The 25840-nt window shown below is 67.9% G+C and carries 21 protein-coding genes; 8 read left to right on the plus strand and 13 right to left on the minus strand.

Annotated elements, in window-relative coordinates; all coding sequences use genetic code 11:
* Positions 1–5: 5 nt before the first annotated feature.
* Positions 6–245 carry a hypothetical protein gene (locus MT490_RS02035; RefSeq protein ID WP_297383821.1) on the minus strand — a complete coding sequence of 80 codons (240 nt, stop codon included), beginning with the start codon at positions 243–245 and terminating at the stop codon, positions 6–8.
* Positions 246–329: 84 nt separating this feature from the next.
* Here MT490_RS02035 and MT490_RS02040 point away from each other — a divergent pair, with 84 nt between their 5' ends.
* Together MT490_RS02040 and MT490_RS02045 are read left to right on the plus strand one after the other, a co-directional pair.
* Positions 330–1478, plus strand: coding sequence for an aminotransferase (locus MT490_RS02040; RefSeq protein ID WP_297383823.1), 1149 nt, complete (start codon positions 330–332; stop codon positions 1476–1478).
* A gap of 88 nt (positions 1479–1566) precedes the next feature.
* Entirely contained in the window at positions 1567–2232 is a 666-nt protein-coding gene (locus tag MT490_RS02045; protein ID WP_297383825.1) for a hypothetical protein, read from the plus strand.
* A gap of 71 nt (positions 2233–2303) precedes the next feature.
* On the opposite strand, the gene MT490_RS02050 is transcribed toward MT490_RS02045, so the two are convergent.
* Entirely contained in the window at positions 2304–3011 is a 708-nt protein-coding gene (locus tag MT490_RS02050; protein ID WP_297383827.1) for a L,D-transpeptidase family protein, read from the minus strand.
* Between the two features lie 321 nt (positions 3012–3332).
* Between MT490_RS02050 and MT490_RS02055 the strand changes: the two genes are divergently transcribed.
* The 3 genes from MT490_RS02055 (at position 3333) to MT490_RS02065 (ending at position 6606) form a co-directional block, all read left to right on the plus strand.
* Positions 3333–3989, plus strand: coding sequence for a murein L,D-transpeptidase catalytic domain family protein (locus tag MT490_RS02055; protein ID WP_297383894.1), 657 nt, complete (start codon positions 3333–3335; stop codon positions 3987–3989).
* 62 nt (positions 3990–4051) lie between these two features.
* Positions 4052–4555 carry a CinA family protein gene (locus tag MT490_RS02060; protein WP_297383828.1) on the plus strand — a complete coding sequence of 168 codons (504 nt, stop codon included), beginning with the start codon at positions 4052–4054 and terminating at the stop codon, positions 4553–4555.
* A complete protein-coding gene (locus MT490_RS02065; protein WP_297383829.1) occupies positions 4555–6606 on the plus strand; it encodes an NAD(+) synthase in 2052 nt (683 codons plus the stop codon). The genes MT490_RS02060 and MT490_RS02065 overlap by 1 nt, the downstream gene beginning before the upstream one ends.
* Here the strand turns inward: MT490_RS02065 and MT490_RS02070 are convergent.
* The 7 genes from MT490_RS02070 to MT490_RS02100 form a co-directional block, all read right to left on the minus strand.
* Complete coding sequence (locus MT490_RS02070) at positions 6603–8204, minus strand: response regulator (protein WP_297383831.1); 1602 nt, start codon at positions 8202–8204, stop codon at positions 6603–6605. The two genes, MT490_RS02065 and MT490_RS02070, sit on opposite strands and share 4 nt — an antisense overlap.
* Before the next feature lie 98 nt (positions 8205–8302).
* A complete protein-coding gene (locus MT490_RS02075) occupies positions 8303–9328 on the minus strand; it encodes an oxidoreductase (RefSeq protein ID WP_297383833.1) in 1026 nt (341 codons plus the stop codon).
* A 130-nt stretch (positions 9329–9458) separates the two neighbouring features.
* Positions 9459–10808, minus strand: a complete 1350-nt coding sequence (locus MT490_RS02080) for a Gfo/Idh/MocA family oxidoreductase (RefSeq protein ID WP_297383835.1) — start codon at positions 10806–10808, stop codon at positions 9459–9461.
* Positions 10809–10965: 157 nt separating this feature from the next.
* Positions 10966–12123, minus strand: a complete 1158-nt coding sequence (locus tag MT490_RS02085; RefSeq protein WP_297383837.1) for a Gfo/Idh/MocA family oxidoreductase — start codon at positions 12121–12123, stop codon at positions 10966–10968.
* A gap of 10 nt (positions 12124–12133) precedes the next feature.
* A complete protein-coding gene (locus MT490_RS02090) occupies positions 12134–12580 on the minus strand; it encodes a cupin domain-containing protein (protein ID WP_297383839.1) in 447 nt (148 codons plus the stop codon).
* Between the two features lie 207 nt (positions 12581–12787).
* Complete coding sequence (locus MT490_RS02095; protein WP_297383841.1) at positions 12788–14818, minus strand: glycoside hydrolase family 97 protein; 2031 nt, start codon at positions 14816–14818, stop codon at positions 12788–12790.
* A gap of 68 nt (positions 14819–14886) precedes the next feature.
* Entirely contained in the window at positions 14887–15609 is a 723-nt protein-coding gene (locus MT490_RS02100) for a GDSL-type esterase/lipase family protein (protein ID WP_297383843.1), read from the minus strand.
* A gap of 336 nt (positions 15610–15945) precedes the next feature.
* Here MT490_RS02100 and MT490_RS02105 point away from each other — a divergent pair, with 336 nt between their 5' ends.
* Positions 15946–17415, plus strand: coding sequence for a L,D-transpeptidase family protein (locus MT490_RS02105; protein ID WP_297383895.1), 1470 nt, complete (start codon positions 15946–15948; stop codon positions 17413–17415).
* 14 nt (positions 17416–17429) lie between these two features.
* Entirely contained in the window at positions 17430–17753 is a 324-nt protein-coding gene (locus MT490_RS02110; RefSeq protein ID WP_297383845.1) for a hypothetical protein, read from the plus strand.
* Positions 17754–17776: 23 nt separating this feature from the next.
* On the opposite strand, the gene MT490_RS02115 is transcribed toward MT490_RS02110, so the two are convergent.
* The 4 genes from MT490_RS02115 to MT490_RS02130 form a co-directional block, all read right to left on the minus strand.
* Positions 17777–19270 carry a tryptophan halogenase family protein gene (locus MT490_RS02115; protein ID WP_297383847.1) on the minus strand — a complete coding sequence of 498 codons (1494 nt, stop codon included), beginning with the start codon at positions 19268–19270 and terminating at the stop codon, positions 17777–17779.
* Positions 19267–20286: a cupin-like domain-containing protein gene (locus MT490_RS02120; protein ID WP_297383897.1), complete on the minus strand. Its 1020-nt coding sequence runs from the start codon at positions 20284–20286 to the stop codon at positions 19267–19269. Before MT490_RS02120 ends, MT490_RS02115 begins: the two co-directional genes overlap by 4 nt.
* A 5-nt stretch (positions 20287–20291) precedes the next feature.
* A complete protein-coding gene (locus MT490_RS02125) occupies positions 20292–21008 on the minus strand; it encodes a SapC family protein (protein WP_297383849.1) in 717 nt (238 codons plus the stop codon).
* Positions 21009–21132: 124 nt separating this feature from the next.
* A complete protein-coding gene (locus MT490_RS02130; protein WP_297383851.1) occupies positions 21133–24282 on the minus strand; it encodes a TonB-dependent receptor in 3150 nt (1049 codons plus the stop codon).
* Between the two features lie 381 nt (positions 24283–24663).
* Here MT490_RS02130 and lldD point away from each other — a divergent pair, with 381 nt between their 5' ends.
* Positions 24664–25821 carry an FMN-dependent L-lactate dehydrogenase LldD gene (lldD, locus tag MT490_RS02135; protein WP_297383853.1) on the plus strand — a complete coding sequence of 386 codons (1158 nt, stop codon included), beginning with the start codon at positions 24664–24666 and terminating at the stop codon, positions 25819–25821.
* Positions 25822–25840: the final 19 nt, after the last annotated feature.

Here is a 25840-nt window from a genome sequence, read left to right on the forward strand (position 1 = left end):
GTGGCTTATTTCCCGTCCCTGCGATTGCCTCGCCAGAAGAGCAGCCCCGCGACGATCGCGGCCGAGCCGATGCCCACCGCGGCGCCGATCCCGAGCTGGCGCGCGCTCGGCGCACGACGCGCCTTGGCCGCGGCGATTTCGCGCACCGCCGCGACGGTCTCATTGTCCTGAACTTGATCGTGCGGCGGCTCCTCGATCGGATAGGGAGACTGGTTCTCGGCGGGTACCGGCGGCTTTCTGGTCATGGTCTTCCTTCTGATGCGCCATGTTTCAACGAGCATGCTAATGCGGCGGTTGCGTGGTTGGTTGCAAGCGGCCAGAATCCGAGGATGAACCCGCTATACGCGCAGATGGGCACGACGATCTTCGAGGCAATGTCGGCGCGCGCCCGCGAAACCGGCGCTATCAACCTAGGCCAAGGCTTCGCCGACGATCGCGGCCCCGACGCGGTGCTCGAGGCCGGGGCGCGAGCGCTGATCGAGAAATCGAACCAATACCCGCCCATGGCCGGCCTGCCCGAGCTCCGCCAGGCGGTGGCCGATCATTATCTCCGCCACCAGGGGCTCGACCTCGCGCCCGAGGAAGTGATCGTCACCTCGGGTGCGACCGAAGCGCTGGCCGCGGCGCTGCTCGCGCTGATCGAGCCCGGCGACGAGGTCCTCCTCTTCCAGCCGCTCTACGACGCCTATGTCCCGCTGGTCCGTCGGGCGGGCGGAGTCCCCCGCTTCGTCCGGCTCGAGCCGCCGCACTGGCGGATCGACGCGGCTGCGCTGGAGGCCGCCGTCACTCCGCGCACGCGGCTGCTCGTTCTCAACAATCCGCTCAATCCCGCCGCCACGATGTGCAGCGCCGCCGAACTCGCCACGATCGCCGATTTCTGCGTCGCGCACGATCTGGTCGCGATCTGCGACGAGGTCTGGGAGCACGTCACCTTCGACGGCGCGCGCCATCTCCCGCTGATCGGTTTCCCCGGCATGCGCGAGCGCACCGTCAAGATCGGCAGCGCGGGCAAAATCTTCGCGCTCACCGGGTTCAAGGTCGGCTGGATGTGCGCCGCGCCGCCGCTCGCGCGCGTGCTCGCCAAGGCACACCAGTTCCTCACCTTCACCACGCCGCCCAACTTGCAATGGGCGGTCGCCGAGGGTCTCGCGACGCAGGACGCATGGGTGCAGGAGGCGCGCCATCGCTTCCAGCAGGGCCGCGACCGGCTCGCCGCCGGCCTCTCCGCGTCGGGCCTCGTCGTTTTGCCCAGCGCCGCCACCTATTTCCTCTCTGTAGACCTCGCCGCCTCAGGCATCGCGCTCGACGATACGGCCTTCTGCGAGCGCCTGATCGACGCCGCGGGTGTGGTCGCCATCCCCGTCTCGGCCTTCTATGCCGAGGCGCCGGTGACCAGCATCGTGCGCTTCTGCTTCGTCAAGCAGCAGGCGACGCTCGACGCGGCAATCGCACGCATCGCCGCGGCCGGGCTCGCCTGATCGACGGCCTGCCCCGGCTCGCCGCCGTTTGGGCAACCGCTTGTCGCACGCAGCCGTTCGCTAGTGGGGCAACCAAGGAGTTGCAGACATGCGATACATGGGAGTCATCATGCGCGGCGTCGGAATTTCGGCGCTGCTGATCGCGACGCCGTCGCTGGCCCAGAGCCGGATCGACCGCGCGCGCACCGCCGTCGCCGAGGCGACCGCCAAGGTCGAAGCCGCCGAGAAGGTCGGCGCGACCACCTATGCGTCCGAACCGATGGCGCGCGCGCAGGAAGCGCTGCGCGTCGCCCGCGACCAGCTCGCGCGAGACCATCGCGATTCGGCGATCAACGAGGCGCGCCGCGCCTCCGGCCTGGCCGACGAGGCGCTGACGATGGCCGAGCGCAACAAGACCGAGGCCGCCTCTATGGAGCGCGACGCCCGGCTGAACGCCGAGGCGCAGGCCGCGACCGAAGCCAGCCAGCGCGCCGCCGCGCAGGATGCCGCCGCCTCGGCAGAGGCGCGCGCGGCGCAGGCGCAGCAAGCGGCCGCCACCGCCGCAGCTTCCGCGGAAGCCGCGGCGGCCCGTGCTGCCGCTGCCCAGCAGGCGTCCACCGTGACGACGGTCGAGCAGACCACGACCGCGCCGGCGCGCAGCTATTCGAGCCCGCGCAAGAAGACCACGGTGCGCCGCACGACGCGCAAGGCCACGCCCGCGCGCCCGGCCAGCACCACGACCACCACGACCACGGTCGAAACCAAGCCCTATTGAGGCGGGCCGGCTCCGCCCGGCGGCATTACGTCGCCGGGCGGCTACGCCCGAGGTCCCTCTTCTCCGAAATTCTAACGCGAACGGCGCTGCCCGGCCGGCGGCGGATCGCCGCCCATCGTCAGCACGTCATAGGCCGCGCCGCCCAGGTCACGCATGTCCGCCGCAAGCAGGGGCGCGGTATAGCTCGTCGCCGACGTGTTCAGACTGCCCGTATCCGCCATGAGCATCGGCTCCGGCGGCAGATAGAGCGGCGCATCGGCCACGTCGTCGACCACCATAACCGTGCCGCCCATCGCGGTGAGGTCATAGAGCTGCCTCGCGAAATCCCGGGGAAGCCGGATGCAGCCGTGCGAGGCGGGATAGCCCGGAAGCTGCCCGGCGTGCAGCGCGACGCCGCCCCAGGTGAGCCGCTGCATATGCGGCATCGGCGCGTTGCTGTAGAGATTCGAGCGGTGGAACACCTTCTTCTCAAGGATGGTGAACTCGCCAAGCGGCGTCTCGTAACCGGGCGCTCCCGTCGAGACCGTGGTCACCCCGAGCAGCCGATTGCCCTGATAGACGAGCGCCTGCTGCTGCCGGATCGCGACAACCACCTTGATCGGCGTACCGACGGTGCTCGCCTTCACCAGTTGAGGCGTCTCGAACCAGATCGATTGCCCGGCCTTGAGGCTGGGGATCGCGGGCCGGACGGCTTCGCCCGGCGCCTGCGCGGCCGCGGGCACCGCCGGGGCAAGCGCCCAAGCCGCCAGAAACAGAGCGCCGCGGAGACCAGAGATCATCGTCATCGCCCTTCCGAAACCGGCAGGCGCTTCGCCCGCACGTCGCTTAAACATAATTAAGCATAAACTGCGTCCGCGCGCGATGCGAATCGCGGGGCATCCGGGTGTCGTTGAAGTGATTTTGTTTCCCCATCCGGGGCTTAAGTCGGCGAAACGGGTAGCAGATACGGCGAATCGCGCCCGAAGGGGTCGATGTTCATCCCATATGAAAGGACCTCTGATATACATTCAGGGGCATGAGTTCAGCGGGTTGGGCATAGAGTGACTGAGAATCCGAATTCGGTGCAGACGCGCCGTGCGCTGATCAGGTCGGCGCTTGTCATGGCTAGCGGGGCGGTGGTTTCTGCCTGCGCCACGCGGACGATGAGCATCGCGGCAGCGCCGCTCCCGGTTCCCGTGCCCGCTCCGGTCCAACCGATCCCCGCCGCGCCGCAGGTGGCGAAGGCCGCCCCCCGCAAGGTGCCCGGCAACATCCGTCCCGAGCTGTTCAAGCGCGCGGTCGCCGCGCTCGATCGTCATTCGATCCGGGTGCCGTCGCACGATCGCATCGCCATCGCCGATTTCGCGACGCCTTCCTATCGGCCGCGCTTCCACATCGTGAACCTCGGCAGCGGCGAAGTGCAGAGCTTCCTCGTCGCGCACGGCATCGGCTCCGATCCCGAGCATACCGGCCTGCTCCACAGCTTCTCGAACGAAATCAACTCGGAGGCGACCAGCGAAGGCGCCTTCCTCACCGCCGATTATTATGTCGGCAAGCACGGCGATTCGCAGCGCCTGCTCGGGCTCGATCCGACCAACAACAATGCCTTCGACCGCGCGATCGTGGTCCATTCGGCCTGGTATTCGAACACCGACATGGTCGCGAAGCACGGCAAGCTCGGCCGCAGCCAGGGCTGCTTCGCGGTAGGCGAGAACGAGCTCGCCAAGGTCTTCGAGCGCCTCGGCCCCGGCCGGATGATCTACTCCGCCAAGGTCTGACGCGGATCGAAAGCGGGTCCACCGGGTTGGCATTAGCCCCTGCCCCGGACTAGGACCCTTGCATGACCGAAACGCTTTCGCCGGCCCTCCCGCAGGAGGTCGACGCCGCAGTGCGCAAGCTGCTCGAGCACGCGTGCGACAAGGACCTGTCGATCGCCACCGCGGAGAGCTGCACCGGCGGGCTACTGGCCTCGCTGTTCACCGATGTCGAAGGGGCCGGCCGCGCATTCGAGCGCGGCTTCGTGGTCTACACCAACGAAGCCAAGGCCGAGATGCTCGGCGTGCCGCCCGACCTGATCGACGCCGAGGGCGCCGTCAGCGAGGCAGTCGCACGGCGCATGGCCGAAGGGGCCTTGCGCTACAGCAAGGCGCAGATCGCGCTGGCGGTGACGGGCTTTGCCGGTGCCGGCGCGCCGGGGGACGAAGCGGGGCTTGTCCACTTCGCCTGCGCGCGCGAAGGGCGCCCTACCCTGCACCGTGAAGAACATTTCGGCGATATCGGCCGGGGTCCCGTGCGGATCGAATGCCTGCGCGTCGGACTGGAAATGCTTTCGGAGGCGCTGTGATGGCGAAGTCCCACCCCTTTTATTCGCTCCACCGCCAGGGGATGATCCGCGCGGGCGTGTGCACGCCCTCAGTGACGGTCGCCGATCCCGCCGCCAATGCCGCGGCGACGATCGAGCTGGCGAAGAAAGGGGATGCCGAGGGCGCCGACCTGCTTGTCTTCCCCGAGCTCAACGTCACCACCTATGCGATCGACGATCTCCATCTGCAGGACGCGATCCTCGACGCGACCGAGGCGGGCATTGCCGCGATCGTCGAGGCGAGCACGAAGCTGAGGCCCGTGCTGCTCGTCGGTGCGGCGCTTCGGCGCAACGGCCGGCTCTACAATTGCGCGCTGGCGATCGCGCGCGGCCGCATCCTCGGCGTGGTGCCCAAGCAGTTCCTGCCCAATTACCGCGAATATTACGAGAAGCGCTGGTTCGCCTCGGGTCTCGGACTGGCCGGTCTCGACATCACCGTCGCGGGGCAGACCGTCCCCTTCGGCTCCGACCTGATCTTCGCCGCGTCCGACCTGGAGGACTTCGTCTTCCATATCGAGATCTGCGAGGACTATTGGGCGCCCACTCCGCCCTCGACCGATGGCGCCCTCGCCGGCGCATTGGTGCTGTGCAACCTCTCCGCCTCGAACATCGTCATCGGCAAGGGGCGCGAGCGCGAACTGCTCTGCGCCTCGCAATCGGCGCGGATGCTCTCGGCCTATCTCTATTCGGCCTCGGGTCCGGGCGAGAGCACGACCGATCTCGCCTGGGACGGTCAGGGGCTGATCTACGAATTCGGCGAGTTGCTCGCCCGCTCCGAACGGTTCGAGCTGACCACCGGGATCGTCTATGCCGATCTCGACCTCGAGCGGCTGCGGCTCGAGCGGATGCGCAACGGCACCTTCAACGACGGCGCGCGCCACGCCGGCCATCCCGAGACGCGCTTCCGCCGCATCGCCTTCGAACACCAGCCCGACATGGCCGATCGCGGGCTGGTCCGCCCCTTGCGCCGCTTCCCTTTCGTGCCCAACACGCCGTCGCGGCTCGAGGAAGATTGCTACGAAGCCTTCAACATTCAGGTCGAGGGGCTGCGCAAGCGCCTCGAAGCGACGGGCAGCAAGCACCTGGTCATCGGCGTCTCGGGCGGGCTCGATTCCACCCATGCACTGATCGTCGCGTGCAAGGCGATGGACCGGCTCGGTCGCCCGCGCTCGGAGATACTCGGCTTCACCATGCCCGGCTTCGCGACCGGCGAGGCGACCAAGGCGAATGCCTGGGCGCTGATGCGCGCATTGGGCGTCACCGGCGAGGAAATCGACATCCGGCCCACCGCGCGCCAGATGCTCGCCGATCTCGGCCATCCCTTCGCCGAGGGCGAGCCGGTCTATGACGTGACCTTCGAGAACGTCCAGGCTGGGCTGAGGACCGATTATCTCTTCCGCCTCGCCAACCAGCGCCAGGGCTTCGTCGTCGGTACCGGTGACCTCTCCGAGCTGGCGCTCGGCTGGTGCACCTATGGCGTCGGCGATCAGATGAGCCATTACGGCGTCAATGCGGGTGTGCCGAAGACGCTGATCCAGTATCTCATCCGCTGGACCGTGCAGACCGGCCAGTTCACCGGCGACGCCGCCGCGACGCTGAATGAGATACTGGACACCGAGATCTCCCCCGAGCTCGTCCCCGCCGACGCCGAGGGCAAGATGCAGAGCACGCAGGACCGTATCGGCCCCTATGAGCTTCACGACTTCTTCCTGCACTATGTCGTGCGGCACGGCCTGAGGCCCTCGAAGATCGCCTTCCTCGCCTGGCACGCCTGGCGCGATCGCGAGGCGGGGCTCTGGCCGATCGATTTTCCGGAGGCCGGACGGAACGAGTACGATCTCGCGACGATCGCGAAGTGGCTCGAGGCCTTCCTGTTCCGCTTCTTCCAGACCAGTCAATTCAAGCGCTCGGCGCTGCCCAACGGGCCCAAGGTCTCGGCGGGCGGTGCGCTCAGCCCACGCGGCGACTGGCGCGCGCCCTCGGACAGCGTGGCGACGGCGTGGATCGAGGAACTGCGCCGCGCGCTCCCCTAACGGTGGAGCAGGCCGGAAACCTTGCGCAGCAATTCCTGCGCCTCGAAGGGCTTCCACAACACCGCCACTTGCGGGCCCGTAACGGCGTCCAGCGTCGCCGATTCGGCGAAGCCGGTGACCAGCACCACGGGCAGGTCAGGAAACTCCTCGCGCATCTGGCGGACGACCTCGGCGCCGGTCAGCCCCGGCATAGCGAAATCCACGATGAGCAGATCCGGGCGAAGGCTGCGTACGAGCGCGATGCCCGCGCCGCCCTCCGCCGCTTCCTTCACGGTCGCCCCCGCCGAAGTGAGCGTGTCGCGCAGCGAGCCGCGGACCTGCTCGTCGTCATCGACAAGCGCGATCGTGCAACCGGCGAGATTGACGCGCGCGTCGGAGCGGGCATCGTCGCCCACCACGCGCCGCGGCTGGCTGGTCGCGACGCGCAGGTACAAGGTGATCGCGGCACCCCGGCCCTCTTCGCTCTCGATCGCAAGCGACCCGCCCGACTGGCGCATCACGCCCATCGCCATTGCGAGCCCCATGCCGGTGCCCTTGCCGGGGCCCTTGGTCGTGAAGAACGGATCCGCCGCGCGCGCGCGTACTTCCGGAGACATGCCTACGCCCGTATCGGCCAGCGTCAGCGCCACATAGTCGCCCGCCGGCAGATCGGCGGCGACCGTGCCGCTGCGGCGCTCGGCGGAGACCGTCAGCGTCCCGCCTTCGGGCATCGCATCGCGCGCGTTGAAGGCCAGGTTTAGCAGCGCCAGCTCGAGCTGGAGCGGATCGACTTCGACATTGAGGCTCGGATCGATGCGTTCCACACGCACCTGAGCGAGCGGCGCGACCGCACGCTCGAGCAGATCCTTGACCCCGCCGACCAGCTCGACCAGCCGCACCGAGCTGAGGTCCACCCGCTGCTTGCTGGAGAAAGCGAGCAGCTGACCGGTCAGCGCACGGCCGCGCTCGACCGCGTTGAGCGCGCTCGCGCTCCAGCCGACCACGCGGTCGATGTCGTCCGGCTTGCGCGCGATCAGTTCGAGATTACCGGCGACGGCCTGGAGCAGGTTATTGAAGTCGTGCGCGATGCCGCCGGTAAGCTGCCCGATCGCCTCGAGCTTCTGCGACTGGAGCAAAGCCGCCTCGAGCTCCTGGCGCTGCTGGCTATGAGCGCGCAGTTCCTCGAACGCCGCATCGCGCTCCTTGATCAATACTTCCAGCTCGGCATTGGCGGCAGCCAGCTGTGCGCGAGACGGCAAGGAAATCACCCTGGACATGAGCTGCCAGAGCGCGACGGCCGTTGCGATGGACGCAACCGCGGTCAAGGCCTTCAGCACGGCGACGACGCCATGAATCGGATGCCAGAGCGTCACGATGCTCAGCACATGGAGCAGGCCGCCCGCCATGATGAAGAAGGCGAAGCAACGGAACATCCAGCCGAAGGCGAAATCCGGCCGGCGCCGGATAAGCATCGCGAGCCCCAGGGCAATCGAGAAATAGGCGAGCGCCAGAATCGCGTCGCCTGCGACATGCGCCCAGAGCAATTCGGGCTGCCACGCCATGGATGCTCCGTGCGGCGCGTAGCTGGCGTTCGACGACGCAGCCAGGAGGCTCAGCATGCAAGATCCCTAATCTACGGCCGCGGCCGCCGAAACACTTTGGTGTAGGCGCATTCCAGCATCGCCGAACCTAAGGGAAATGCCCGAGTGCGATCATATCAGAACGGTAACGATCGGCCTTCGCGCGCACTTTGGCGGGCAAGCTCGACGATCCTGAGCCCCGCCAGCGCATCGGCGGGCGAGACCGGAGCCACACCACCCTCGCCGATCGCCTGCGCGATGCCGGCGTAGAAGCGGCGATAGTCGCCGCGCTCCGAGACCACCGTCCGGCGCGTGCCGTCGGCGCCGATCAGCGCGCCGTGCTGCGCCGGGTCCTCGACCCCATGCCCGGGCGCATCGGCGCGACCGCCGTCACGCAGCTGCACCTCCTGCGGATCGAGCCCGTGCTTGACGAAGCTCGCCTTGGTTCCGTGCACCGCGAAGCGCGGCCGCGGGGCCGGCACGATCGAGGCCGAGGACAGCACCGCGCGCATCCGGCCGTAATGCAAGGTCAGCTCGAAATAATCGTCGACCTGCGATCCCTCGCGCTGGGCGGCGATGTCGGCGGTGATCGACTGCGGCGGACCGAACAGCGCCAGCGCCTGGTCGATCAGGTGCGGGCCGAGGTCGATCAGCACGCCGCCGCCCGGACCGGCATCCTCATGCCAGTTGCCGCGCAGCGCGGGGCGGAAGCGGTCCCAGCGGGCCTCGTAGAGGGTGATCTCGCCGAGCGCCCCTTGATCGAGGAGCTTCCGCACAGTCAGGAAGTCACTGTCCCAGCGGCGATTGTGGAAGACGCTGAGCACCCTGCCCTGCGCCTCGGCGAGCGCGACCAGCACCTCGGCCTCGGCGACGCTGGTCGCGAAGGGCTTGTCGATCACGACGTGCTTGCCCGCCGCCAAAGCCGCCCGCGCCAGGGGGAAATGGGTGTCGTTGGGGGTGGAGATCGTCACCAGCTCGATCCCGGGATCGGCCAGCAGCGTGGCGACTTCGGGCACAACCGACACCTGCGGATGGCGTTCCTGCACCGCATCGGCGCGCGAGGTGACGATAGCCGCGAGCTCCAGGTCGGGCGCCGCATGGATCAGCGGCGCGTGGAACGCCATGCCGCCCAGGCCATAGCCGATCAGTCCGGTGCGGATCATAAAATGGGCTCCTTTGGGGCCGGTTACACGTTGCTGGGGCGCGGGGGCAAATCGTGGAACATGTCGACGCCGATGTTGGCACCGCGCGCGCCGAGCGGTTCCACATTCGGCCGGGCAAGTGGAACAGGGGCTAGATCGCGTAACGGGCCCGCTGCGGACGGCTGAGCATCGCATTGGCCTCTTCGTCTCCGACAAAGTGTTCGGCCTTCGGATCCCATTTGAGCCGCCGCCCGGTCTTCATCGCGGTCCAGTGGAGCAGGCAGGTCGAGCAGGCGCGATGTCCGACCTCGGCGGGCGCACTCAACGGCGCGCCGGTCAGGATCGCGTCGAGCCAGTTGCGATGCTGCTCGGGCACCTTGAGCAGATGGACCTCGTCCGGACCGATGACGCTCCCGAGGATCTTGGGGTCGCTCGCCTGGAGCGGATCGATCTGCGGCCCGCTGGGGTCCGAAGGGGTCACGGCGCCGCTGCGCGTGACGAAGATCCACCCCCGGTCGCCGATGAACTTCACCCCGTTGGGCAAGGCGCCCGACACGGTCATCGTCACGCCGTTGGCATAACGCGCATGCGTCTCGAACGCGCCATGGACGTTCCACAGCCCGCTCCTGGGGAACTCGGCCTTGCCCCAGACCTCGACCGGCCCCGAATGCTCCATGTCCATGCCCCAATGGGCGGTGTCGATATGATGCGAGCCCCAGCCGGTGATCATCCCCGCGCCGTACTGCTCGATCCGCAGCCAGCCCGGACGATCCTCGAACGCGCCCTGCGGATGGACCCCGATCTCGGTATAGGGCACCTCGGGCGTGGTGCCGAGCCAGGCGTCGTAATTGAGATTGGACGGCACCGGCATCGGCGGCGCCTCGGGGCCCGAGGGATCGCCGGGCAAGCCCACTTCGACATGGCGGAGCTTGCCGATGCGCCCGTTGCGAACCAACTCGCAGGCGCGGTGGAATTGCGGCCAGGGATCCTGCGCGCGCTGCTGCGAGCCGATCTGGAGCACGCGCCCGCTCGCCTTGACCGCATCCGCCATCGCGCGGCCCTCGGCGATGGTCAGCGCGGCGGGCTTCTGGAGATAGACGTGCTTGCCTGCGCGCACCGCGTGCACCGCCTGCGGCGCGTGGTGATGATCGGGCGTGGAGATCAGGACCGCGTCGATCTCCTTGTTCGCGAGCAGCTCGCGATAATCGGTGTACATCCGCGTGCCGGAATAGGGCTTGCCGGTGCTGGCGGTGTAGCGCGCATCGACCAGCTCCTTGCCCGCGCCGAGGCGGATCGTATCGACGTCGCACACGGCGACGATCTGCGCGTCGGCGTGCTTGTGAATCTCCTTCATGTCGTGGATGCGCGAGATGCGCCCCACGCCGATCGCGCCGATGACGACGCGGTTCGAAGGCGCGTTCCGGCCGAAGACGGTGGCGGGGACGATCGTCGGCGCGGCGATCATGGCGCCGGTCTTGAGGATGGTGCGTCTGGAAAGCATCTTCTCTCTCCTAAAAACTCCGTCATCCCCGCGGAAGCGGGGACCCATCTCCCGGACGCGCCACATTGACCCACCGCTGTTGGGCACCTGGCACGGGCAGGAGATGGGTCCCCGCTTTCGCGGGGATGACGGTAAAGAGTGTGGCGATGAACGAAGATCACCCCAGCTTCGGCCGAGTGGCGTTCTTCTGGGCGGTCAGGACGAGTTCGGCAGCGAGCAGCGCCTGGTCCTGGTCCTGCGCGATCGACGAGCGTTCGACCACGTCCGTCACGAATTGCGGTCCGAACGGCAGGTGGACCTTCGAGCAGTCGATATAGCGCACGCCCTTCCTGTCGGTGAGGAAGAGGTGGTTGCCGCCCGGCCGCCCCGCGACGTCGACATATTTCCGGAGCTCGATCGACCCCTCGGTGCCGACGAGGAACAGCCGGCCGTCGCCCCAGGTCGGCAGGCCGTCAGGGGTGAACCAGTCGACGCGGATATAGCCGGTCCCGCCGTTGCCGGTGGCGATCATGTCGCCGAAATCCTCGAACTTCGGCTTGTCGGGCCAATGGAGATTGCCGGTCTGGGAGGCGACGACCTGCGCCGAGGTCGAGCCGGTGTAGAAGAGGAACTGATCCGCCTGGTGGCTGCCGATATCGGTGAGGATGCCGCCATAGCGCGCCTTGTCCCAGAACCAGTCGGGGCGGCTGGGCGCGCTGACGCGGTGCGGGGCGAGATTGACCGTCTGGAGCACCTTGCCGATCGCGCCCTGCGCGACGAGCTCGCCGGCATGGACCGCCGAGCGCACCTCGAGCCGCTCCGAATACATGATCGCGAACTTCCGGCTGGTCTCCTTCACCGCGCGGCGGACCTCGGCGAGTTGATCGAGGCTGGTGATCGCGGGCTTGTCGCCGAGATAGTCCTTGCCCGCCCGCATCGCGCGGATGCCGAGCGGCGCGCGCAGATCGGGGATCGGCGCACCGACGATCAGCTGGATCGCCTTGTCGCCGAGGATCTCGTCCTCGCTGCGGGCGAGCTTCACGCCATTGCCGTAGCGCGTCTGGAAGGTCGCGATCTGCTTCGGATCGGTCGCGAAGAAGGCGACCGGAGTACCGCCGCCGCGGATCATCGCATCGGTCATGCCGTAGATATGCGCATGGTCGAGCCCGATCACGCCGAACTTGATACGATGCTTCGCCGTCGGCTCGGGCCCGGCCGGCGCCGCGTCGGCCGAGACCGCATTCCCCTGCGACTGGGACTGGGCGAGGACGTCGGCGGGCAAGGCGGCGGCGAGCCCGGCCATCCCCGCCCCGGTGAGCATCGTGCGGCGGTGCATTCGGTTCTCCTCAGTTCGCGGGCGTTGCCGCCGTCTTCCAGTTGATCACGTGATAGGTCGCAGGTGTGTCGCCGACATTGCGGAGCGCGTGCGGCGAATTGGACGCGTTGAAGATCACCGAGCCGGGGCCGAGGCGCTTCCATGCGCCGCCGTTCAGGACCTCGACCGTGCCTTCGCGGACGATCACCAATTCCTCGTTGGGATGCGTGTGCGGCGGATGCGAGGCGAGCCCGGGGTTGAGCGTGGTGATGTGCATCTCGAGCTCGTCGAGCGTCGCAGTGGGCTGGCGGACGAGGTTGCGGATCGCGCCGACATCGGTCGGCTTCGCTTCCATCTTCGTCCAGTCGAACACCGCCGGGCCGAGCGTCGCGGGAGCGATTTGCGCGACCGCGCCCATCGCGCAGGTGGCCGATATCGCGCCCAGCGCCACCGCCACGTCCCGACGCGTGATCCTCATCGTCGCTCTCCCAGAATGCGCGGTCTGCGCCGCCGATTCCTATCCTCCCCCGCCAGGGGGAGGTGTCGCCGAAGGCGACGGAGGGGGAGGTAAGCGACCAAATGGCCGTCGTGCTTCCGCCCCCTCCGTCAGCCTGCGGCTGCCACCTCCCCCTGGCGGGGGAGGATTTGAGGACCCACCCTAATCGAAAAGCCGAAGCTGTGAACCCTATTTGTCTGAGAATATTGCCACAGCGCCGCCGCTCGCCGCGAGCGGCAGTTCGAGCGTATCGGCGCTGGTCACCTTGCGGCTGGCGAGCGTGACGGAATCGGCCTTGTCGCCATCGGTCCAGATCCGCGCGGTCACCGGCTTTCGGCCGAGGAAGCCGAGGGGCACGCGCACCGTCCGCGCGGTCTCGCCGTTCATCGCGCCGAGATACCAGCGCGTGCCCTTGCGGCGGGCGAGGACGATATACTCGCCCGTCTCGCCGGCGAGGAAGCGCGTCTCGTCCCAGGCCGCGGGGACCTGCTTGACGAAGTCGAACCCCGCGGGGCTCGCGGCATAGGTGTCGGGGCTGTCGGCGACGCTGCCGAGCGGCGAGAGGAACACGACGTACATCGCCAGCCCGTGCGCGCGCGTCGTCTGGACGAAGGGCAGATCATTGCGGATCCTGAACTCGGCCGGCGTCACGTTGCGGAAGCCGCCGGGGGTATAGTCCATCGGCCCGAGCAGCCCGCGAGTGAAGGCGAGCATGACGTTGTGGCGTGCGGTGATCCGGCGGCTCCACTTGTTGTACTCGGCGCCCATCACGCCTTCCTGCGTCATGAAATTGGGCCAGGTCCGCGTGGTCCCGCGCGGCGGATAGGCGCCGTGCAGGTCGACCATCAGATGGTGTCGCGCCGCCGCGCCGAGCAATTTGGTGTACCAATTGACCATCCACTGATCGTCGCGGTCCATGAAATCGACCTTGATCCCCGCGATGCCGAGCTTTTCGTAGAGCGCGAGCGCGTCCTCCATCTGCTCGTCGAGCGCCTGCCAATGGGTCCAGAGCCACAGCCGGACCTTCTTCGCCCTGGCATAGTCGACGACTTCCTGGAGATTGATCGCGTCGGACCATCTGGTGACGTCGACGCCCGGGCGGCGCACCCCGCCCCCGCCCGCGCCGGCATACCAGCCCTCGTCGATCATCGCATAAGGCAGGCCGTTGGCGGCGGCGAAGTCGATGAACGCCTTGGCGACCGCGGTGCTGGTGCGCTGGCCGGGAAGGCTGGCGATGACCGGGCCGTTCCACCAGTCCCAGCTGGCGATGCCGGGCTTGATCCAGCCGGTGTCCTCGATCCGGCTCGGGCTGGAGAGGTTGGTGAGCAGGGTGGATTCGCTGAGCTTGCCGAGCTGGTCGGCGAGCATCACCACGCGCCACGGCGTGACGATCGGGCTGCCGATGCGGGTGTGCACCGCGATGCGGAAATCGTCGAGCGAGGGCGAGAGCTTGAGCTGCAGCCCGAGCCCGCCGTCGCCGCGCCCGGTCAAATACATACCGGCGAAATCGATCAGATCGGCCTCGGCGAGCGCGAACGCCGCGCTGCCGGTCTCGCAGGCGAAGGGCAGGTCGAACAGATTGTGGTCGCGCATGCGACTGGTGTCGACGGGGTCGAACTCGCCTTCGTGGCTCGAGCCGAACTTGCCGACGTTGAAGCCCCAGCATTTGTACGCTTCAGGGAAGTAGAAGCCGGTGCGCTCGTAGCGGATGATCGCCGCGGCGGTGGCGGGCTGGACCGGGATCACGCTGCGGAAGGCGACGCCGTCGTCATAGGCGCGCAGCACCACGTCGAGCTTGCGCTTCGCTCCGCCCTTCTCCTGCAAGTGGACGGTGAGCTGGTTGTACTGGTCGCGCCCTTCGGCCGCCTTGCCCGCGACGATCGGATAGCGCGTATCGCCGCTCGCCTGCTCGGAGCCGGTGATGGCGAGGTTATAGCCCAGCGTATCATTGTCGAGATCGAGCAGGATCGGCGAAGGTGCCAGCACCGGCGCGCCGCGGCGGGCGACGGTGTAGACCGGGGTACCGGTGGCGCTGACCTGGAGGGTGATGCGGTTGGTGCCGTCGGGAGAGGCGAGTTCGAGCCGCTGGGCGGCGGCGGGGGTTGCCAGGGCGAGGACGACCGCAAGAAGCGCTCCCCTCCCTGCAAGGGAGGGGATGGGGGTGGGTGCGCGGCGCCAGCCGCGCCCTGCGCCCGCCAAAAGAAGCGCCAGACGGGGCATCGAGCCCCGCCTGCCGCTGGACCCACCCCTTGATCCCCTCCCTTGCAGGGAGGGGAAAAGGAATGCCTTCATATTTTCCGCGCCCGCAGGAACGGTTCGATCACCGTCGCCATCCTGTCATAGCCCTGCTCGGTCGGGTGGACGCCGTCGGTCGCCATTCCGGGCTTCATCGCGCCCTTTTCGTCGGCGAGCACCGGCCAATAGTCGATCCAGGTGGCGCCGGCGGTCTTGGCATGGCCCTTGAGCCAGGCGTTGATCGCGCGGATCGGCTCGACCGTCGCCAGGCCCGGCCGCCAGGGAAAGTGATCCGCGGGCGGCACCGAGGCGATCAGCACCTCGATGCGGTTCGCCTGGGCGATCGCGGTCATCATCCGGAAATTGTCGCAGGTCTGGGCAAGCGTGATCTTGCCGGTATTGCCCGCGACGTCGTTGGTCCCCGCCATGATGTGGACGTAGCGCGGCTTCAATGCGACCACGTCGGCCATCATCCGGAGCACCATCTGCGGCGTGGTCTGCCCGCTGATCCCGCGCCCGACCCGGCCGGGCTTGAAGAAATCGGGCCGCTGGCCGCGCCATCCCTCGGTGATCGAATCGCCCATGAAGACGATGTTGGTCTTCGCCCCCGAGGCGAGGAGCTTGCGGTCCTCCTCGGCATAGCGTTCGAGCCAGGGCCAATCCTCGCGGAGCTGGCGCTGGCGCTTCTCCTCCCAGCTCTCCTGCGGCTGGGCGCGGGCGACGAAGGGCAATGCGAGCGCGCCGGCGAGGAAGCCGCGGCGGACGATCGGGTTCATGGTCTCTCCTGTCTCGGCGGGCGGGGACCCCGCATTCCGGGCGAGCTTAGCGGGACGCGAAGAAAGCTGGCAAGCGCGCGCGATGCCGGTCGTTCTTGAGGAGGAGCCCGATCGGGCGCGGGTTCCGGGCTCGGGTTCGGACAGCGATCCGCGCCCCTGTTTGACCCGCGGCCGGCATATCTTGGCCGCGGGTCAATAGTTGCTCGCACTTGCACCCGATATTCGCCTATTAGCACCTCGATTCAACTGATGCGCCGGGGGGCGGACAGTCGGGCAGGAGTAATGAGTGTGATATCGCGAGCGACTTTGGGGCAGTCGGTGGGACTGGGCATCGCCATGGCCGGGACGATCGGCCTGGCGAGCGCGCCCGGCTTCGCGCAGCAGCAGCCCCCCCGCGCGCCCGGCGTGGCGCAGCAGCAGATTCCGCCTGCGCACCCGATGGTGCAGGTGGTCCCGCCGGTCGCCCCCGTGCAATTGGTGCCGCCGCCGACGCTCAGCGCCAGCCAGGCCGAGCAGCTCGGCCAGCTGCTCGCCGATGCCGGCTTCGCGCAGGGCCTGCGCCACGACGGCACCGCGCAGCCGCGTCCGCAGGGCAACGACGCCCTGGTCCGCGCCGCGCTCGATTATGCGCATGCGGTGCATTCGGGGCGGCTCGACGCGAGCGACTTCCAGCAGGACTGGGGCCTGCGGCCCGCCGCCTACGACCCCCTCCCCGCCTTCGCCGATGCGGTGAAGCGCGATCGGATCGCCGCCTGGTTCCGTTCGCTGCCCCCGCCCTATTCGGGCTATGACGGGCTGCAGAAGGGGCTCGCCACCTATCGCAAGATCGAGGCGAACGGGGGCTGGGCGACGCTTCCCGCGGGTCCGGACATGACCGTCGGCGCCAGCGGCCCGCGCGTCGCGGCGCTGCGCAAGCGGCTCGCGGTCGAGGACGGCGAAGTCGTGGCCACGGGGAACAAGTTCGACGCGGAGCTCAAGGACGCGGTGGTCCGCGCGCAGAAGCGCTACGGGCTCAACCCCACCGGCGTCGTCTCCACCGGCACGCTCGGCGCGCTCAACGTGCCGGCGGGCGACCGCGTCCGCCAGATCATGGCGAACATGGAGCGCTGGCGCTGGCTGCCGGCCGAGCTCCCCGCCAAGCGCATCCAGGTCAACATCGCCGCGGCGGTGCTGACGGTGTTCGAGGGCGACGCCCCGATCGCGTCGATGAAGGCGGTGACCGGGCGCCCGGGCAACGAGACGCCGATGCTCCAGTCGCGCATCCACTCGATCGTGCTCAATCCGCCCTGGAACGTGCCGGCGGGGATCGCGGCCAAGGAGCTGTTCCCCAAGGGCGCGGCCTATCTGGCGCGCAACAACTACAAGATCATCGGCACGGGCGCGGGCCGCCGCATCCAGCAGCAGCCGGGCCCGAAGAGCGCGCTCGGGCTCTACAAGTTCGACTTCGACAACCCCTATGCCGTGTATCTCCACGACACGCCGTCGCAATCGACCTTCTCGAGCTTCAGCCGCCTCGCCAGCCATGGCTGCGTCCGGCTGGAGAAGCCGGGCCCGCTCGCCCAGCTGCTGCTGCGCAACGACCCCGCCTGGCAGCCCGACGAGATCCAGACGGCGCTCTCGACGGGCAAGACCCAGCGCGTGCAGCTGCAGCCGCAGGACCAGGTCCATGTCTATCTGCTCTACTGGACCGCGTTCGCGAGCGCGAACGGGACGATGAACTTCCGCGGCGATCCCTATAGCTGGGACAAGACGCTCGCGGCCAAGATCGAAAGGCGCTCGGCGATCACCGCCGTCGCCGCACGTTGAAAAGGGAGAATTCGATGAACATCAAGCGTATCGCGCTGCTCGCCTCCGCGGCCGGCGCCCTTGCGCTGGGCGCGTGCTCGGGCGGGAACGACGAGGCGACCGCGCCGACGGGCAATGTCGAGAACATGACGCCGATCGAAGTGACGAACGAGAGCCCGGTGGCGATCGAGACCCCGGCCGCGGCCCCGACCGACAACCTCGCCGCCACGACCGATGTCGAGCCGACGCCCTCCACGCTCAGCCCGGACGAGCAGACGCAGGACGACGCCGACGCGACCGGCATGACCGCCCGCGTCTCGCGCGACGAAGGCGGCAACGAGGCCCAGCCGGCGCAATGATCCCTTCCCCGCTGGCGGCGGCGTCAGGCGTCGCCGGCGGGGCAGTATTGCGCCAGGAACTCCTGGTGCGACGGCATCCGCGCGACCGCGGCCTGGATGTTCGACTTGAGCGCCGCCAGAGCGCCCCGGAGTTCGCCCGGGTCCATCATCCGGGCCAGCCGATGATAGCTCGCCGGCGCGAGCCCCTGGCCGAGCAGCACCTGCACCCAGCTATCCACCCGGAACAGATCGTTGCCCTCCTGATAGGCGTGCGCGGCGTCGCGGAACAACGCCATGCGCTCGGCGAGGCTGTCCGGGATCTCCATCGTCCGGCAGCGATCCCAGAAGGGTGAATCGTCGCGCCGGGTGAGATGGTAATGCAGCGTGATGAAGTCGCGAATGCCTTCGAGCTCGTGGCGGGACTGGGCGTTGAAGCGGTTGGCGACCGCCTCGTCGCAGCCGCCGAAGGGGAAGAGCTGGACCAACCGCGTCACCGCCACCTTGACGAGATGGATGCTCGTCGACTCGAGCGGCTCGATGAAGCCGCTGGCGAGACCCAGCGCGACGCAGTTCTTGTTCCACACTTTCCGCCGAGCGCCGGTCTGGTAGCGGATCAGCCGAGGTTCGATCAGAGCATCGCCCTCTATGTCGTTGAGAAGCTTCGTACGAGCATCCTCATCCGACATGAAGTCGCTGCAAAAGACGATGCCGTTGCCGACCCGATGCTGGAGCGGAATCCGCCAGCGCCACCCGGCTTCGTGCGCGATCGCGCGGGTCAGCGGGATCGCGGGCCCCGTCGAGCGCGTCTGCACGGCGAAAGCGCTGTTGGTCGGAAGATATCGCGACCAATCCTCATATCCGCTATGAAGAGTCTGCTCTATCAGCAGGGCACGAAACCCGGTGCAGTCGAGGAACAGATCCCCTTCCACGCGCACGCCCGATTCGAGCACCAGCGCTTCGATGAACCCGGTTTCCGGATGCTGCTCGACCTGCGCGATCTTGCCCTCGACCCGGCGCACGCCCGCGGGCTCGGCCAGCCCGCGCAGGAAACGGGCGTAGAGCGTCGCATCCAAGTGATAGGCGTAGTTGATGGCGAGGCCGTCGGCCTTGGCGAATTTGCCAGCCGCGGACGCCTGGAGCTCGAAGCAATAATCGGCGAGGCTGCCGCCGAAGCCCTGCGCCTGCGCCTCCAGCCAGAAATGGTGGAAATCGGCCATCCAGGTCGAGCGCTTGCCGATCTCGCCGAAGCTGTGGATGTAGCGGTCGCCGATCTGGCCCCAATTCTCGAAGGCGATCCCCAGTTTGAAGGTCGCCTGGGTGGCGCGCATGAACGCCGGCTCGTTGATGCCGAGGAGCTCATGGAAGCTACGCGAGGTGGGGATGGTCGATTCCCCTACCCCCACCGTCCCGATCTCGTCGGACTCGACCAATGTGATGTCGATCAGCGGCCCGAGCTGCTTGACCAGGGCCGCCGCCGCGACCCAGCCGGCGGTGCCGCCGCCGGCAATGACGACGCGCTTCACGATCTGTTCGCTCATCGATTCAACCTGTTGAGCAGCTGCGCCCGCAAGCGGCGCGCCTTCATTTCGTCGAGCGGGCCGAGCGCGCCGCTGGCATGTTCGGGGAGATGCGCGCCGGCACGATCCGCGGGCCCGAAGACATAATAATCGAACAGCGCCCGCCACCCGCGCTTCTCCGCCTCGGGCCGGTCGCGCAGGCTGAGCAGGGCATGGAGAAGCGTGTTCTGCGGCGTGTCCATGAAGGCCGGCGAGGTGTTCCACCAATAGTTGATCATGGCGTTGAACGGGTCGAGCGCATCGACCTGGTGCCACCAGAGAGCCGGATAGAAGAGCACGTCGCCGGGCTCGAGCTCGGCGACCTGCGCGGCGTCGAGCGCCTCGCGGAAGCGCGGGAAGCGATCGAAATCGGGCGCGCGGAAATCGACCATCGTCACCACCTGCCCGCCCGGCGTGGGCTCGAGCGGGCCGGGATAGAGATTGGCGACCTGTTCGGGCGGGAAGAGCGTGAACCGCCGCCGCCCGACCATGCAGCAGGCCAGGTTGTTCGACATGTCGTAATGCGCCGCGGCGGTGGTGCGATTGCCAATCCAGATGCTCGCCAGCGGCGGATTTGCCGCGAACATCGGATCGTTCAGCACCAGATCGTTCCCGGCGCGCAGGCCGGGCAGATAGGCGTCGAGATCGGTCGAGCCGACATAGAAGGACGGCGGCGCCGCGTCGTCCAGATGCGCGCGGATCCGATCGAGGAACGCGGCCAGGAGCACGCGCTCGCTGGCGAAGTTTAGGCCGGTCAGATCGTCGGCATAAGCGAAGCGGCCGCCGATCCCGGGCGCGCCGGTGAAGCCCGTGATGCGCGCGCCCCCGTCGAAGCCCGCCAGATAGGCGATCGCCGCCTCGGCGCCTTCGAGCCCGCGCTGCACGAGCGGCCAATGGCGGGCCACGCCCTTGAGGATCGCCGGCTCCTGCGCCTCGAGCAGCGCGGCATAGGGAATCGCGTCGGGGGCGATCCCGCCGATCTCCTTCGTCGCGCGCAGGGCGGTCACCCGGCGGCGGCCAGCGCGAGCTTTCGCTCGATCAGCCGGTTCACATTGGCGGTCGAAGCCACGACGAGGAACGCGGCGTAGAGGAAGCCCGACCGGTGCAGCCGCTCGAGCGCCGCGCCGTCCAGCGCGCCCAGCCGCTCGGCGGAGATGGTGCTGTAATCGGGCAGGTCATATTGCTCGGTGTCGCTGAGCTGGACCTGCACCGCCACGGGCTCGATCAGCCCGGCATCCTCGAACGCCTCGAACATCGGCCGGATCAGGTCGAGCCCGGTATAGATCGTCCGCAGCACCCCCGCGACATGCTCGAGATAGGGCGCGTTGCCGCCATGCGGCAGGAACAGGGGCTGGCCTTCGCCCGCGCCGCGGCGGACGCGGGCGTGCTCGGGATCGACATGGATCATCGGCTCGCCGCCCTCCTCGCCCATGCCGATCACGAACGGGCCGCGCTGCTGCGCCGCGGGCACGTAGCGCGCCTGCCAGCCCATATCGTCGAGAAAGAGATTCTCGTCGCGATCGAGCCCCAGCAGCGCCACCGCCTGGAGATCGCCGCTCGCGTCGAACGTGAAGAAGATCGGATATTCGCGCTGGATCTCCTCGAACTCGGTCGGGAAGATCAGCACCTGGTTGACCGCGTCGCCAAATTCGGCGGCGTGGCGCGTGATCACCCGCAGATCGTGGTGATCGACATTGTTGAGCTGTACCGTCCTGGTCATCTGGAAAGCTCCGGGCCACGCGGGCCGGATATGAAACAAAGCGCCCGAGCACTCAACCGCCGGGCAGGAAAAGGGCCGCTGCGAACAGCGGCCCTTCCCCCTCCTATCCCAATCGGCCGGACCGTCAGAAGCGGAAGCGCGCACCCAGCAGGTAACGCGGCTTGAGCTCCTGCGCGAAGTACAGGTTGGTCTCGGTGCGGCCATAGGTCCGTACCGGCTCGCCGGTCAGGTTGATGCCTTCGAACGACAGCGCGATATTGTCGGTGACGTCCCAGCTGACATTGACGTCGAGCGTGCCGAACGGCGCGACGAACACCGGGTTGCGGTTCGAGCCGTCACGGTTGGTCGCCGACAGATATTTGTCGCGCCAGTTATAGGCGACGCGCGCGGAGATCCCGCCCTTGTCGTAGATCGCCGTGATGTTGAAGCTGTCGCTCAACCCGAGCAGCGCGAACTGATCGATGCTGGGATCGGCGCCCGGATCGATCTGCACGTCGCCGCGCACGATCGTGTACGAGCCCGCGATGCCGAAGCCGGTATTCCCCAGGAAGTAGGAGCCGGCGAGCTCGAACCCGTGGATCTTGGCCTCGCGATTGTTGATCGGCGAGGTCACCACGAAGTTGAACAGCGGATCATTGGCATCGGCGGTGATGTCGACCGCGGCGAGCACCGAGTCGACGAAGCCCTGGTTGAGGTCTCCGCTCGGCCCCTGGTTCGCCTGGAACTGGGTGGTCGCGGCGCCGACATTGCCGTTGTTCTGGATGATCAGCGCAGTCATCGTGAACAGGTTCACGTCGCTCAGATTGGCGTTGATGCCCGTGAGCGCCGTGCGCGCGGTTCCCGAGCGGCTGCCCGCCGCCCCCGAGCTCGGGTCACGCAACCCGAACAGGTTCTGGCGGCTCTGGCCGCTGCCGACGAAGTTGCGGACGCGCTTCTCGAAATAGCCCGCCGACACGTAGCTCGACGGCGCGAAATACCATTCGAGCGAGACGTCGAAATTGTCCGAGATGAGCGGCAGCAGCCCGGGGTTGCCGGTCGAGCCGGTCGCCTCGCCGCCGAGCGCGGTCGGGCGGCCCGGAGCGCCTGCGGTGGTCGACGCGAACAGATTGCCATATTCGGGCCGGGCGAGCGTGCGGCTGAACGAGCCGCGCGCCTTGAAATTCTCGAACGGCTCGATCGAGAAGTCGAACGCGGGCAGCAGATTGTCGTAGCTGCCCGAGCCCGTCACCGGCTGCACGGTAGCCGAGAAGCTGCGCGTGAAGTCGTTGTCCGAGACCCACACGATCCCCGTCGGCAGCGCCTGCAACGCGAGCGACGTGACGTCGGTCTTCTCGTAGCGCACGCCGGCGACCATGTTGGTCTTCATGCCGGCGATCTCGCCGTTCCACGTCACCTGGCCGAAGATCGCCCAGGTCTTCTCGCGGACATTGTCATAGTCGTTGCCGGTGACGCTGACCGGCCGCACCGGCGTCTGCACGCCCGCCACCAACGGGTTCTGGTCCGCCGCGAAGGCCGGCGAGAGCGCGTTGTAGAGATCGACGGCGTTGCCGCGGAAGGCGATCAGCGACGCGCCGGTCGAACCCGGATCGAAGTGATCGAACTTGCAGGTGAGGCAGAACTGCTCGACCAGGCCCGGCGCCAGCAGGGCGATGTCGCCCGGATAGGTGATGCCCCAGTCGCCGAGCGTCTGCTGGGTCTGGGTGCGCGTGCTGGTCATCGACGAATCGATATAGTTGCCGCCGAAGTCGAAGCGGCTGCCGCCGCCGGCATCCCAGCCGAATTCGAGGCGGGCTTCCTTGATGCGCTGGCGCTGCGCCGACGCGTTGGTGCGCGCGACCTGGCTGCCCAGATCGCCGACATCGAGCACGCCGTTGTTGTTGCCGCGGAGCGCATCGTTGATCGTGATCGACTGGACCGGGAAGCCGCTGCTGAAGTCGACCGAATGCGCCGCGATGACCGGCGCGCCGAGGCTGACCAGAGTCGCGCTGGTGCCGTTGGGCGCATCGGGATCGCTTCGCGCGGTCGAGATGTGGCCGTCGAGCTTGACCGAGAAGGTGTCGGTGAGATCCCAGATCGCGTTGAGGCCGTAGGATTCGAGCTTGTCCTTGGTCGCGCGATATTGCTGTTCGAAGCCGGTGTCCTTCACCCCGGCGATGTTCTCCTGGAGGAACTCGGTCGTCGAGACGACGTCATTGCCGTCGAAGCGGACCTGGTTGAACGGACGGTTGAACCAGTTGGTCTGGTCGGTGCGCGCCTCGTTGCTCTTGTTCTGCACCCACAAGGCGTCGCCGGTGATGGTCAGCCCGTCGAACGGGCGGAATTGCAGCACGCCCGAGAAGTTGATGCGCTCGCGCTCCGATTCGGAGAAGTGGTAGCGGCTGTCGTTGGGCACGGCGATCAGGTCGTTCGCGCCGGGCGCGTTGGTGACCTGGGTGGTCCCGTCGGTGCGGACATAGGTGCCGGGCGCGAGGAAGGTGCTGCCCCGCATGATGTTCCATGCGTTCGAGGTCGCGCTGGCGGCGGCGCTGTCGCGCTTCTGGTAGGAGCCGAACAGCGAGACGCCGACCGTGTCGATCTCGTTCGACCAGCTGACCAGGCCCGAGACTTCGGGCGTCACCTTGTCGCCGCGATCGACGCTGGTGTCGATCGACGCCTTGGCGCCGACGCTGCCGCGGAAGCCGCTCTCGCTGCCGTCGAGCGGCTTGCGGGTGACGACGTTGATCGAGGCGCCGATGCCGCCCGAGGGAATCGCCGCGCGGCCGGTCTTGTAGACCTCGAGCCGGCTCACGCCTTCGGAGGCGAGGTTGGAGAAGTCGAACGAGCGGCTGGTCGCGCGGCCGAAGTCGACGCTCTGGTCGCCGCCCACCGCGACGACGTTCGCCGCGGGAAGCGTGCGGCCGTTGAGGGTGACGAGGTTGAACGCGCCGCCGAAGCCGCGCGCGGTGACTTCCGATCCTTCGCCGTTGACGCGGTTGATCGAGACGCCGGGGATGCGCTGGAGCGATTCGGCCAGGTTGGTGTCGGGGAACTTGCCGATGTCCTCGGCCGAGATCGCATCGACGACGCCGCTCGAGTTGCGCTTGATGTCGATCGCGCGATCGAGCGAGGCGCGGATGCCGGTGACGACGATATCCTCGCCGGGGTCCTCCGCCTGGGTTTGCTCCGCCTGCGCGACTTCCTGTGCCAGCGCCAGGCCGGGCATCATCAGGCACGCCGTGATAGCGAGAGCGGAAGCCGAGCGCGCGAGCGCCGGCGTTAGCCGAATCCTAGTCATCTATCCCCTCCTCGTCAGCGCGCTCACACGCACCGCATGGTTTTTTATATGGGTCGGCGTGGTTGCCGCCCGATGTTAACGCTACCAACTTGTCTCACGTTGTCAACCGGTGCGCAGCCAACTTGGACATTTCAATTCTATTGGCGATATCTACTGATTCTCAGTAGCTTGATTACATTGCTGCATTGCAACAAGAACGAAACTCGTCAGCTGCGATAAAAATGGCACAGTGTTCGCGTAACATCCGGAGTCGCGCGGTCCGGGTTGCGTTCGCACCCGAACCTGTCGAGGGCGGCCATGGCCGAGGGGTTGCGGCGGGAGGCGCGAGCGCCGAAGCTTGCTCGACTATCGGTTCCATTTTATGGCATGGCATATCACGCGATGAGACGAGCAGCTTCCACCCTTGACTATCGCGAGCTCGCTCGCCGGCGGCTGCCGCATTTCCTGTTCGAATATATCGACGGCGGCTCGTACGCCGAAGTGACGCTTCGCCGGAATGTCGAGGATCTCGCGGCGATCGCGCTGCGCCAGCGCATCCTGCGCGACGTCTCGGCGCTCGACCTCTCGACCCGGCTGTTCGGGCAGGAGCTGAAGATGCCGGTGGCGCTGGCGCCGATCGGGCTGGCGGGGATGAACGCGCGGCGCGGCGAGGTGCAGGCGGCGCGCGCGGCGGAGAAGGCGGGCGTGCCCTTCTGCCTTTCCACCGTCTCCGCCTGTCCGCTCGGAGAAGTCGCACGCGGCACGAGCGTGCCCTTCTGGTTCCAGCTCTACATGATCCGCGATCGCGGCTTCATGCGCGAACTGCTCGACCAGGCGACCGCGGCGGGGTGCAATGCGCTGGTGTTCACCGTCGACATGCCGGTGCCGGGTTCTCGCTACCGCGACTATCGCTCGGGCCTCGCCGGCGCGAGCGGCATGGCCGGCGGGCTGCGCCGCACATGGCAGGCGATGAAGCGTCCGGGCTGGGCATGGGACGTGGGCGTGCACGGCCGCCCGCACCAATTGGGCAATGTCGCGCCGGTGCTCGGCAAGAATACCGGGCTCGAGGACTTCTTCGCCTGGATGCGCAACAATTTCGATCCGAGCGTGAGCTGGCGCGACCTCGACTTCATCCGCGAGCGCTGGCGCGGACCGCTGATCATCAAGGGCATCCTCGACGCCGAGGACGCGCGCTCCGCCGCCGAGCTGGGCGCGGACGGGATCGTCGTCTCCAACCATGGCGGGCGCCAGCTCGACGGCGTGCCCTCGACCGCGCACGCCCTCCCCGCGATCGCCGACGCGGTGGGGGACCGGCTGACCGTACTCGCCGATGGCGGGGTACGATCGGGGCTCGACGTGGTGCGGATGCTTGCGCTCGGCGCCAAGGGCGTGCTGCTCGGCCGCGCCTGGGCCTATGCGCTCGCGGCGCAGGGCGAAGCCGGGGTCAGCCACATGCTCAAGCTGGTCGAGGCCGAGATGCGCGTCGCGATGGCGCTGACCGGGTGCACCAGCGTCGACCAGATCAGCCGCGACGCGCTGGTGGAGACGGCGCGCGGCTGACGTTCGAAGAGAAAAGCTC

The sequence above is a fragment of the Sphingomonas sp. genome (genome assembly GCF_026460985.1).
Lineage (GTDB): Bacteria > Pseudomonadota > Alphaproteobacteria > Sphingomonadales > Sphingomonadaceae > Sphingomonas.